Raw genomic sequence first — 9860 nt, 5'->3', positions numbered from 1 at the left:
CATAATGCCAAGGCTCTGCTTGGTTTGTCTTGCTTAGCTGCCGGCTAGGTTTTTCACGAAGGTAGGTCAGTATGTACAGTGTAGCAGAGAGAGAAATCAGCGATTAAAATCGCCTATGCCTCTTCCCTGAGGCGGAAAAGCTGATTTTCGGCGTCCACAACGCTCTGGCCCCAAGTGATTCTTCCCTTATCTTCGCTACAAGTGGACTGCTGGGATCCCAGCCCACTCCGAATCTATCCCAATCTGAGATAGAGTAAACGCGGTACGTCCCTGGCCAGGGATTCCCTAGGTCGGCTACAGCTATCGACAGGATGTTCTATGCAGGTTGCTTCTCAAGCAGTTCTCGGCAAAGCCCCTTTGGCCCCCCGAATTCTAGCTTTGGTGCCGGGAGGGATTGGCGACCAAATTCTTTTTTTTCCCACCCTGGCAAGTTTGCGGCAGCGCTTTCCAGAAGCGGAGCTAGAGGTGTTGGTGGAGCCGCGGGCGGCAGCTGCCTACGAGGTTTGTCCCTCGGTGAATCGGGTGCTAACCTTTCCGTTTAAAGAGCAGCTCTCGTTGGGAGATATCAGCGATCTGCTGGGGCGAATCCGGGAACGGCAGTACGATGCGGTGCTGAGCCTGGGCAGAAGCTTAGGGGTCAAGCTGCTGCTTTGGCTAACTGGGATCCCGAAGCGGGTTGGCTATGCTCCACCAGGGCCTGGGCGACCTTGGCTGACCGACCCGGTGCCCCTGAAGCCGGCCCAATATGCAGCGAGCATGTATCACGACCTACTGCAGGGGTTTGGCATCACTGCGACGGCAGGCCTGCCTCAGGTTCGCCTAAAGAAGACAGACCTGGAGTGGGCCGAGCAGGAACGCAAGCGCCTGCTGGGGGATGCTGCCCAAGATTACGTGCTGTTACATCCCGGCGCCAGCCAACTGTCCCAGGAGAAGGGAATTCAGAAAATCTACCCCCCCGCCAGCTGGGTCAAGGTCATCAAGGGCTTCCGGGAAAAGCGGCCGGAGCTGCCGCTGGTGCTGCTGCTGGGGCCAGAAGATGAGCAGCTGGCGGAGGGCTTTCTGTCGCAACTGCCGGATCTGCCGGTGAGCCGCCCTCCCCACCTGGGCCAACTGGCGGCCTTGATTGCTGGCTCCACCCTGCTGTTGTGTACCGACAGCGCCCCCATGCACCTAGCAGTAGCCACCCAAACTCCCCTGGTGGCTGTGTTTGGCCCCACTGAGCCGGAGCGGCTGCTGCCTTCCGAAGGGCCGTTCCGCGCCGTTAAGGCTGCCAACGGGGTGATCGACTCGATTGCTCCTGAGCAAATCCTGCAAGTGATCTTCCCCGGCTAGCGGCAGAAGACTTTCCCCAAGACCAGCCCAAAAGGTTATGGGATCCTGCAGCCACTTCGGACAAGTTTGAAACCATTCCCTCACCCCAACTCCTCTCCCAGGACACTGCGCTCCTCGCCCCAGGGAGAGCTTGTCCCGCTATACCGGCTGTCCCAGCCTGGAAAGGGAGTAGCACAGTTTTCTCCTTCTCCCTCTAGGAAAAAGGCCGGGAATGAGGAGCTTGTTTGGCCATGCGGACGAAGGGACTTGAACCCTTACGCCTTGCGGCACTAGATCCTAAGTCTAGCGCGTCTGCCATTCCGCCACGTCCGCAAAAGCTGGCCCCGTAGGCCGGTTGTCAGCCGACTCGGATCCCGCTCAATTATGCTAACCCAAGCCGGCTCTGGCTAACCCGGCAACTGGGCAACGGCGACCTTCAGCTCCTCTGTGGCGTCCAAAACCAACCAGCCTTGCCCCCCTGCCCGCTTCCACAGCTCAAAGTGCAGGTGTGGCCCGGTTACCGCCCCGGTTGCCCCCACATAGCCAATCACGGATCCCTGTTCCACCACTTCCCCGGCTCTTACCGCGACTTCGGACATGTGGCCGTAGCGGGTGCGCCGACTGCCGCCATGGTCCAGCACAACCGTAATTCCCAGGCCTCCCAAGGATCCCGCGCTCACCACCTTGCCGCTCAACGCAGCCAGGATTGGCGTGCCCAGGCTGGCCCCCAGATCCACGCCGGCATGGAACTCTGGCTGGCCGCGGATGGGGTGAATTCGCATGCCAAACCCAGAGGTAATCGGCACGGGGTGGGGCAAAGGATAGAGCAACTGTTCTTCACCTGTCGCCAATTCGGGCAATGCCGGCGCTGGCGGCTTAGGCGTTTGGGGTTGGCTGGGATCCTCAATACGAATCTCTTCGCCTGGCATGAGGATGATGCGGCGACCGGAGCTGCGCTCCATCAGCACCACCGGCACCCCACTTTCCGGCTGAGCATCGACGGCCAAGTTCTGGGTTGCTGGCGGCTCCATAATAATTTCCCGCCCCACCACCGTCGCTGCGCGGGTTTCTGCCTCCAGGGTTGGAGAGCTGCCAGGTTTGGACGCCAAGCCTGGAGACTCTGGGCTGCCCGCCGGCAGGGGAATGGCACCATCCAACAGCAGGGCTTCTGCTCCAGGGGTGTCCAGAGCCGGGCCTATTGAGGGAGGAGGGGGCAGAGGATGGAGTTGCGTCTGCGCCAGCAGAGCGGTGGAAGAGAAGCAGAGCAGCAGGCCCAGTCCCAACCCTAAGCCCAGGCCCAGCCGCCGCAGCAGCCGCGCCCTTCTCGCCAACCGGCTGCCTGGCCGGGAGAGAAGACGCAGCCAAAAAGACTTTGCCGACATGCGCAAGGGATCCAACACGGGTCACTCAGGAGGAAACGAAGGGCCACTGGCAAGAGACGCTTGATAGCTCAGGCGCACCTGGTCGGGAGAAAGGACGAGGATCTGTCCTCCTGGAGTTTGTACCCGCAGCCTGCCATCCTCGGCAAGGCCCAAAACCGTAGCCGACGCCTCACCAGGGAGCCATTGGACTTGCGGCTTCACCGTCCAGGCTTCGTACCTGGAGCGCACAGGGGCAAACCCCTCCTGCAGCCAGATCTGAAACCCGCGCTCCATCCCCTGCAAAACCCAGGCGGCAACTGCGGTGCTGTCCTGCCGGGATCCCAGAATTTCTGCCAAGGCAATCCCGCCAGCGGGCACGGGATTGTTGACATTGACCCCAACGCCGGCCACCAGCCCCAGCAGTTGCCCTCTCTCCCCAAAGCGGCTCTGCACTAAGAGGCCACCCAGCTTGCGCAGAGAACCCGGACACTGCTCATCCACCACCACCAGGTCGTTGGGCCATTTCAGCCGCAGCGGGATCCCCAGTTTCTGTCGTAGGCTATCCACAACACCCCAGGCCAGCGTCAGGGTCAACTCCAGCAGCGAATGCCGCAGAGGCGGGGATCCCAGCCAGACCGACAGATACAGCCCCCCCGGCTCCGAGTGCCACACCCGCCCGTGCTGGCCCTGTCCTGCCCGTTGGCGGGTGCTGACCAAAACCGTGCCCGGCGGCAGAGGCTGAGGAAACTGGCGCCCCCACTGCAAAAGCAGCCGGTTGGTGGAGTCGGTTGTCACCACCTGCAAGAGGTGGTGGCCCCATGCCCCCTGGCCCACCAGGGATCCCAGCCGCGAGGGGGAGAGCATGGCTAAGTCCCCCCAGCCCTAGCTCAACACGATATCTTCTGCCGGGCGTTGGGCCAACCGCTTCAGATTTTGATAGCGCAACATGTCCAGCAGGTCGTTGCCGGAGCGCCCCTCCAGACGGGCCTCCACGTGCAGCGCCTGCCCCAGCGCCTCCACCGCCTGCAGCCGTGGGATCCCGCGCAACACCAGGCGATCCACGGCGTAGGCATCGGCAGCCAGAAGACGGCGGTCGTTGGTCTGGTCGCGGCGCAACTGCCAAAGCGCCAAGCCGCTCAACCCTCCCGAAACCGTCGCCCCCACCGGGTCTTGCTGCACGACCTCGAAGATCAGGCTCAGCCCTCCCAGAGCCGCTATGGCCAGGTAAAAGTCGATCTGCCGCGAGGCTGCCCGGCTGTAGTAGCCCACCTTGTGGAGAAACAGCCCTGCCCGCTGCAGGGGAGTGAACTGTCGCCACTCGTAGGGTTTGATGAACAGCCGCATCTGCCGTTCCCAGGGCATCTGTCGGCGGCCCTTGATCACCACCGTCTGCCGCTCCGAGGCCGGCAAGATCTTCACGCTCTCCCGCATGCTGGCGGGCAGCAGATCCAGCAGGCGATCGATCTCAGCCTGGTCGAGAACGTAGTTGTCGTAGCTGTAGTACTCCGAGTTCATGCCGGGCCTACTCCTGAGCTTAATCCCATCGCCTGACGCATCTCTCGCACTGCCCGCTCCAATCCCACCAGCACCGCTCGACTGATGATGCTATGGCCGATGTTCAGCTCTTCCATGCCAGGGATCCGGGCCACCGGGCCGACGTTCCAGTAGGTGAGGCCGTGTCCGGCGTTCACCCGCAAGCCCAGTTGAATCGCCTGTTGGCTGGCCTGCCGCAGTTGGGCCAACTCCGCCTCTTGCTGCGCCTCCGAGGATGCCTCCGCATAGCGTCCCGTGTGCAGTTCCACCCAGCGGGCCCCCACCTGGGCAGCGGCGGCAATTTGGATGGGATCGGGATCGACAAACAAGCTGACGGGAATGCCGGATCCCTGCAGTTGGCTTACCACCTCGCTAAGACGCGACACCTGCCCGGCCACATCCAGACCGCCCTCGGTGGTGACCTCTTCTCGCCGCTCGGGCACTAGGGTGACATAATCGGGCTTGATCTCCAGGGCGATGGCCACCATCTCGTCGGTGGCGGCCATCTCCAAGTTGAGGTGGGTGCGCACCGTCTGGCGCAGTAGCCGCACATCCCGCTCCTGGATATGGCGGCGATCCTCGCGCAAATGCACCGTGATCCCATCTGCCCCTGCCAACTCGGCGATCACCGCCGCGGCCACCGGATCCGGCTCTACGGTGCGGCGAGCCTGGCGCAGGGTGGCGACGTGGTCGATGTTAACTCCCAGACTTAACAAGGCTCAACTTCTTTCACTGTAGCTGGTGATGAATGCTCCTAGTATTACATTATTCATTACTTGTGCCGGTCAGACGAGTCAGGGTATTGCGGGGCGCAGAGCTAAGGGGCACAGGCTTTATGATCGAGAACGACACCTCGCCCCTCCGGGATCCACTGCGGGCTTGCCATGACCAATCCAGATACCTCTTTGGCGGTGGGACAACACTCCGTTGTTGACCGGGCGCGGGTGCCGGTCCTGATTGCCCAATACCTGCCGGTAGAAATCTGCATCTACTACCAGGTTGTGCCCCTCGCTCTGGACACCGACAGCTTGATCTTGGGCATGGTGGATCCCCAGGATTTGGCGGCGTTGGACTACGTGAGCAAGATGCTCGCCTATTCCCAGATCTCCGTTGAGCCGATCCCGATTACTTTTGAGCAGCAGCAGGATTTAATTGCCTACTACTTCAGCCATCCGCCGAGCCCGGCAGAGGTGGAGCAGCTACGCCTCCAGGCCCAAGCCAGCCGCGTCACCCGGGAAGTTCCTGCTCCCGTGGCCGAGCCGCCCAGCCGACTGACCCCCACCCAGCCGCTGCCGGCACGGCCAACTGCTCCGCCTCTTCCTGTTGACGAATCGGAAGAGACGGCGCAGCAGTTGCTGAACTCGATGCTGCGGCGAGCTTTGGAGGAGAAAGCGGAGCAAATTTTTGTTGAACCCCAGGAGGGGTTGGTGTGTCGGGTGCGCTACCGCCAGCAGGGGATTTTGCGGGATCTATTTAAGAATCTCTCGGAGTCGATACGGGCAAAGTTGATCGCCGCCATGAAGCGGATGATGGCCCTGGATGCAGGGCTGATCGGGGAGCCCCAGCAGGCGGAAGCAGAGCGGATGTATCGGGGGGAGCCGCTGGTGCTGCAATTGCGCATCATTCCCCAGCGCTCCAAGAGTGGCCAGGTTTCCTCCTCCAGGGAAGGCGCCATCCTCAGCATTCTGCGAGGGGAGACCCTCCACAAGTATCAGCAAGGCCAAAACCGCCTCCGCGTCTCCGAGACTGTGGCTTTGGCCCAGCAGGCCCATCAACTGCTGCAACAACTGCAAGCTGCCCTCAGCACCACAATCGAGAAGCTGAAGCAATACCCCACCCCCCCCGGCAGCGACTGGCCCCTGATGACAGAAATGCTGGCGGCCATTCAGGCCCAAGCCCAGATGATCGCCATCCGCCAGCAGGACTGGGAAAAACTCAATTCCGGCAGTTGATCTCCTATGGGCATTTGGATACAGGCCGGGCCACTGCTCTCCTGCCCCAATCCCTGCCCGTAGGAATCCAGAAGCCTCTCCTCCTCGCTCCAGGCGTCCCATTCCCACGACAACCTGAGCGGCTTCTTCCTAGCGGGATCCCTCCCGCAACAGCACCAAAATCACCCCGGCAATAATGCTGATGGTGGCCCCGGCAATCAGGCTGGTGGCCAGACGTTCCAGCCGTTCCCCAATGGTTTGGGCGGTGTCGAACTTAAAAGTGAGCTTTTCGACGTCACCCGAGAGCTTCTCGACCCGCTCCGAGAGCTTTTGGGTATCTCCTGAGAGCCGATCGATCCGATCCAGAATCTCCCCTTGTTGTTGGGTGAGGCGAGCTATTGCTTGGCTGTTGGTTTCAACCAGCCGCTCGACCCGCTCTAGGCGCTCTTCTGTCGAAATCGTCATGGGGCTTGGAAGTCACGAGCAGGGTATCTCCGCCTATCGATCCTAGGCTACTCCCGGCCTTTTGTCTCTCTAGCGTCGGCTTGACCGGACAGCCTCTGCTCCTACTGCCTCGGTTGAGTGCGATAATCTGGAGATCGTGCAGTCTTGTGCGCTAGCCGCCATGTCGTCAAAAGATCCGACGTCTTTGCCCCAGCCCAAGCTGCCGCCAGGAGAAACCTCCGCTGGCTCCAGATCCCGCGCTTGGTGGCAGGCTCAGCGGGAGAACTTGCTGACAGTGGTGCTGGCGCTGCTGTTGGCCTTCGGCATTCGCACCTTTGTGGCGGAAGCACGTTGGATCCCCTCCGATTCGATGCTGCCCACCCTAGAAGAAGGAGATCGGCTGGTGGTGGAAAAGATCAGCTACCGCTTCAGCTCCCCCAGACGGGGCGACATCATCGTCTTCTACCCGCCTGCCAAGCTGAACTTCGACGGTGCCTACATCAAGCGGGTGATCGGCCTGCCGGGGGATCGCATCCGCATTGCCGATGGCAAGGTGATCGTCAACGGCATCCCGCTCCAGGAGGACTATATCTACGCTCCCCCCAATTACTCCTGTCCGGGCGAGCGCTGCCCCGGCGTGCCCAACCAGGGATCCGAATTTCTCGTCCCCCCCGGCTCCTATTTTGTGATGGGGGACAACCGCAACGACAGCCAAGACTCCCATGTGTGGGGATTTTTGCCGGAAGAGAACATCATCGGCAACACCATCTTCCGCTTTTGGCCCCCCAATCGCCTGCACTTTTTCACCCCGCCAGAGTATCCGGAGCTCTCTTCTGAAGGGGCGCAGGCCTCGGGGAGTCGAACCTAAACCTGGGAAAACCTCTCAGCGGGCCCGCTCCAGCACATAGTCCACCATCTGAAACAAAGCTCGGCGGGCTACCGAATCGGGGAGAACTTCCAACGCCTCAGCAGCCCGACGGGCATAGTCTCGCGCCAACTCGCGGGAGCGCGGGATCCCATTGCTCTGGTAAACCCACTCCAGGGCCTGCTGGAGATCCTGGGGTTCGGCCAGCTCTCGGAGGAGCAGCTCTCGCATCTGGGGAAACTCCTCCAGGGCGAACAAAACCGGTGCCGTCAAGTTGCCCTGGATGAGGTCAGATCCCACCGGCTTACCGAGCATCTCTGCCGAAGCGGTGAAATCCAGCAGGTCGTCCACGATTTGGAAGGCAATGCCCAGGTCGCGGCCAAAGTCGAAGAGGCGATCGGCCACCTCAGGACTGACCCCGCTCAGCAGCCCGGCGGCCTTAGAACTGCCGGATATGAGGGAGGCGGTTTTGTAGAAGCTCTTGGCCAGGTACTCTTCCAAGGACACATCCGGGTCGAAGCGGGTGAGGCTCTGGCGCACCTCGCCCTCCGGCAGATCCATGATCACCTTGGACAGGAGCTTCACCACTTCCAGATTGTCCAGGTTAGCCAAATACCAGGCAGCTTGGCCGAAGAGGTAGTCCCCCGCCAGCACCGCTACGCGGTTGTCGAAAAGGGTATTTACTGTGTCGATGCCCCGCCGCACATCGGCAGTGTCGATGACATCGTCGTGCACCAAGCTGGCCGTGTGGATCATCTCGGTAATTTCCGCCAGGCGCCAATGCTGCGGGGTAATCTCCCCATCCGGCGTAGTAGCCCGCGCAATCAACAGCACAATCGCCGGTCGGATCCCTTTCCCCCCCGCCGAAAACAGATGTTCGGCAGCCATGGCCAGAATTGGGTGTTTGGCGCTAACCAGCCGCGACAGGTTCTGGCGTAAACGCTCCAGATCCGCTTCTACAGGGCCAAAGGGGGAGAGCACAGAGGTCATGGAGCCAAAGTATGAGAGGTTTTACAAAATTTCATATCTCCCCTTATTGTAGAGCACCCCAACGTTCTCGGGGAAAAGCGAGCGGTATCATGCAAACAGTCCTCTGCTTTTTTATGTCGGATCCCGTTCCCCCAGTGCCAACCGGCTCTGTCCCCCCCCTCCCTGCAGAACCCGATTGGGAGGAGGAGTGGGAGCTTGCACTGGAGCGGCCACCTCTATCGGGGCGAGCCCAGCCTCACCACCATGACCCGCAGTCGCGGCGCAAGCTGATCCATCGTCTGGCTCGCATCGAGGGGCATGTGCGCGGGATCCGCTCCATGATCGAGCAGGATCAGCCCTGTCCGGATGTGCTGCTGCAGATTGCCGCTGTCAAGGGGGCACTGGATCGGGTGGCGCGCCTTATTCTTGATGATCACATCCGTCACTGCATCCGCCACGCCATCGAAAGTGGCAACATCGAGGTGGAACTGGAAGAGCTGCAGCGGGCCCTGGATCGCTACATCAGCTAGTGGATACAAGCCTTTCCCATGGGGGTGGGCTGGGCTTTGCTCAAGCCAAGGCTAGCTGTTGCCGTCGGCAGCGTAGCGCTCCAGCAGAGCGGCGCTTTTCAGTTGCCATTGCAGGCCCATGAAGGCCCAGTCCAAGAACTCGTTGATCTCCTCCTGGCTGAACTGCATGGCTTTGCCGATCTCGAAAATCAGGGCCTCTTCTTTTTCCGCCAGCTCGTTGTTGACCACCGCCATCGCCGCCAAATCTCTCAGGATCAAGGCTCCGGCTGCATTGTGTAGAGGAGGGATCCGGCTGAGGTCTAGGGTTGCGCCTGTCTCGTCGGCCAGATAGCTTTGGGCCACCTGTTTTTCGACGCCCATCCCTTCTGCAATTTGCAGGAAAAAGTTGCTCTCCTCTTCGTCCAACTGGCCGTCCACGCGGGCCACCGCGATCAAGGCTTTGAGGTAGAGCTGGCGCTGCTCATCTGTCAAGTCGGCGTAGTTGACCATAGGGGTTGCTGCTGAGCTTGGGTTTCCTCTTCAACTTTGCCACGAAGATGCCACCTGGTGTCGATTCGACCCTTTTTCAGCCGAGGAAAAATCGATTACAATAGACGGCCTGTGTCATAGCTAGCCGCCAAGACTTCCGCTGGGATGTGGGAAGGGGCGGCAACTTGGCTTGCTTCATCTTTTTTTCTCTTGGTAACCCTTTACAGCTTGCGGAGCACCCCCGAGGAGCAGACACCCCATGGTTAAATTGCGGCTCAAGCGCTACGGAAAAAGACGGCAACCCACTTATCGCATCGTCGCCATCGAAAGTAAGGCCCGCCGCGAGGGTCGTCCGCTGGAGGAGTTGGGCTACTACAACCCGCGCACCAAGGAGACGGTTCTGGAGACGGCAGGCCTGCTCAAGTGGTTGCGTTGTGGCGCTCAGCCT

The 9860-nt window shown here is 60.9% G+C and carries 12 protein-coding genes and 1 tRNA gene; 5 read left to right on the top strand and 8 right to left on the bottom strand.

Annotated elements, in window-relative coordinates; all coding sequences use genetic code 11:
* Positions 1 to 318 precede the first annotated feature (318 nt).
* Positions 319 to 1332, top strand: a complete 1014-nt coding sequence (locus NW809_RS07845; RefSeq protein ID WP_049749781.1) for a glycosyltransferase family 9 protein — start codon at positions 319 to 321, stop codon at positions 1330 to 1332.
* Positions 1333 to 1563: 231 nt separating this feature from the next.
* On the opposite strand, the gene NW809_RS07840 is transcribed toward NW809_RS07845, so the two are convergent.
* The 5 genes from NW809_RS07840 to NW809_RS07820 all read right to left on the bottom strand — a co-directional run bounded on the left by NW809_RS07840 (position 1564) and on the right by NW809_RS07820 (position 4921).
* A tRNA-Leu gene (locus NW809_RS07840) sits at positions 1564 to 1644 on the bottom strand.
* Between the two features lie 74 nt (positions 1645 to 1718).
* Entirely contained in the window at positions 1719 to 2693 is a 975-nt protein-coding gene (locus NW809_RS07835; protein ID WP_414401882.1) for a M23 family metallopeptidase, read from the bottom strand.
* Between the two features lie 21 nt (positions 2694 to 2714).
* The gene (locus NW809_RS07830) at positions 2715 to 3536 is read right to left on the bottom strand and encodes a biotin--[acetyl-CoA-carboxylase] ligase (protein WP_099812887.1); all 822 of its coding nucleotides are present in this window, start codon (positions 3534 to 3536) and stop codon (positions 2715 to 2717) included.
* Between the two features lie 18 nt (positions 3537 to 3554).
* Positions 3555 to 4187 carry a DUF3318 domain-containing protein gene (locus tag NW809_RS07825; RefSeq protein ID WP_011431080.1) on the bottom strand — a complete coding sequence of 211 codons (633 nt, stop codon included), beginning with the start codon at positions 4185 to 4187 and terminating at the stop codon, positions 3555 to 3557.
* The gene (locus NW809_RS07820; protein WP_011431081.1) at positions 4184 to 4921 is read right to left on the bottom strand and encodes a pyridoxine 5'-phosphate synthase; all 738 of its coding nucleotides are present in this window, start codon (positions 4919 to 4921) and stop codon (positions 4184 to 4186) included. The genes NW809_RS07825 and NW809_RS07820 overlap by 4 nt, the downstream gene beginning before the upstream one ends.
* 168 nt (positions 4922 to 5089) lie before the next feature.
* Between NW809_RS07820 and NW809_RS07815 the strand changes: the two genes are divergently transcribed.
* Entirely contained in the window at positions 5090 to 6157 is a 1068-nt protein-coding gene (locus tag NW809_RS07815; RefSeq protein WP_414401881.1) for a hypothetical protein, read from the top strand.
* 129 nt (positions 6158 to 6286) lie between these two features.
* Here NW809_RS07815 and NW809_RS07810 read toward each other — a convergent pair whose 3' ends face one another.
* Complete coding sequence (locus tag NW809_RS07810; protein ID WP_011431083.1) at positions 6287 to 6601, bottom strand: hypothetical protein; 315 nt, start codon at positions 6599 to 6601, stop codon at positions 6287 to 6289.
* 160 nt (positions 6602 to 6761) lie between these two features.
* Here NW809_RS07810 and lepB point away from each other — a divergent pair, with 160 nt between their 5' ends.
* A complete protein-coding gene (gene lepB / locus NW809_RS07805) occupies positions 6762 to 7448 on the top strand; it encodes a signal peptidase I (RefSeq protein ID WP_011431084.1) in 687 nt (228 codons plus the stop codon).
* A 15-nt stretch (positions 7449 to 7463) separates the two neighbouring features.
* Here lepB and sds read toward each other — a convergent pair whose 3' ends face one another.
* Positions 7464 to 8435, bottom strand: a complete 972-nt coding sequence (gene sds / locus NW809_RS07800) for a solanesyl diphosphate synthase (protein ID WP_414401880.1) — start codon at positions 8433 to 8435, stop codon at positions 7464 to 7466.
* Between the two features lie 89 nt (positions 8436 to 8524).
* On the opposite strand from sds, the gene NW809_RS07795 reads away from it, so the two are divergent.
* Complete coding sequence (locus NW809_RS07795) at positions 8525 to 8944, top strand: metal-sensing transcriptional repressor (protein WP_228375284.1); 420 nt, start codon at positions 8525 to 8527, stop codon at positions 8942 to 8944.
* A 51-nt stretch (positions 8945 to 8995) separates the two neighbouring features.
* Here NW809_RS07795 and NW809_RS07790 read toward each other — a convergent pair whose 3' ends face one another.
* Positions 8996 to 9433, bottom strand: coding sequence for a TerB family tellurite resistance protein (locus NW809_RS07790; protein ID WP_414346108.1), 438 nt, complete (start codon positions 9431 to 9433; stop codon positions 8996 to 8998).
* Positions 9434 to 9671: 238 nt separating this feature from the next.
* Here NW809_RS07790 and rpsP point away from each other — a divergent pair.
* Positions 9672 to 9860 (top strand): 30S ribosomal protein S16 (gene rpsP, locus NW809_RS07785; RefSeq protein WP_414401879.1); only part of this gene is annotated, 189 nt, incomplete at its 3' end.

It is taken from the genome of Synechococcus sp. WC101 (genome assembly GCF_047461555.1).
In the GTDB taxonomy this organism is placed as follows: Bacteria; Cyanobacteriota; Cyanobacteriia; order Thermostichales; family Thermostichaceae; genus Thermostichus.
The sequence above is the reverse complement of the archived record's forward strand: the minus strand, read 5'-3'. Positions and strand labels throughout refer to the sequence as shown.

Bases quoted from the DNA above. Each gene is read 5' to 3' on its own strand.
- sds (WP_414401880.1), bottom strand. From the start codon at position 8,435: ATGACCTCTGTGCTCTCCCCCTTTGGCCCTGTAGAAGCGGATCTGGAG.
- NW809_RS07790 (WP_414346108.1), bottom strand. From the start codon at position 9,433: ATGGTCAACTACGCCGACTTGACAGATGAGCAGCGCCAGCTCTACCTC.
- NW809_RS07845 (WP_049749781.1), top strand. From the start codon at position 319: ATGCAGGTTGCTTCTCAAGCAGTTCTCGGCAAAGCCCCTTTGGCCCCC.
- NW809_RS07835 (WP_414401882.1), bottom strand. From the start codon at position 2,693: ATGTCGGCAAAGTCTTTTTGGCTGCGTCTTCTCTCCCGGCCAGGCAGC.
- NW809_RS07825 (WP_011431080.1), bottom strand. From the start codon at position 4,187: ATGAACTCGGAGTACTACAGCTACGACAACTACGTTCTCGACCAGGCT.
- NW809_RS07810 (WP_011431083.1), bottom strand. From the start codon at position 6,601: ATGACGATTTCGACAGAAGAGCGCCTAGAGCGGGTCGAGCGGCTGGTT.
- NW809_RS07830 (WP_099812887.1), bottom strand. From the start codon at position 3,536: ATGCTCTCCCCCTCGCGGCTGGGATCCCTGGTGGGCCAGGGGGCATGG.
- NW809_RS07815 (WP_414401881.1), top strand. From the start codon at position 5,090: ATGACCAATCCAGATACCTCTTTGGCGGTGGGACAACACTCCGTTGTT.
- NW809_RS07795 (WP_228375284.1), top strand. From the start codon at position 8,525: ATGCAAACAGTCCTCTGCTTTTTTATGTCGGATCCCGTTCCCCCAGTG.
- lepB (WP_011431084.1), top strand. From the start codon at position 6,762: ATGTCGTCAAAAGATCCGACGTCTTTGCCCCAGCCCAAGCTGCCGCCA.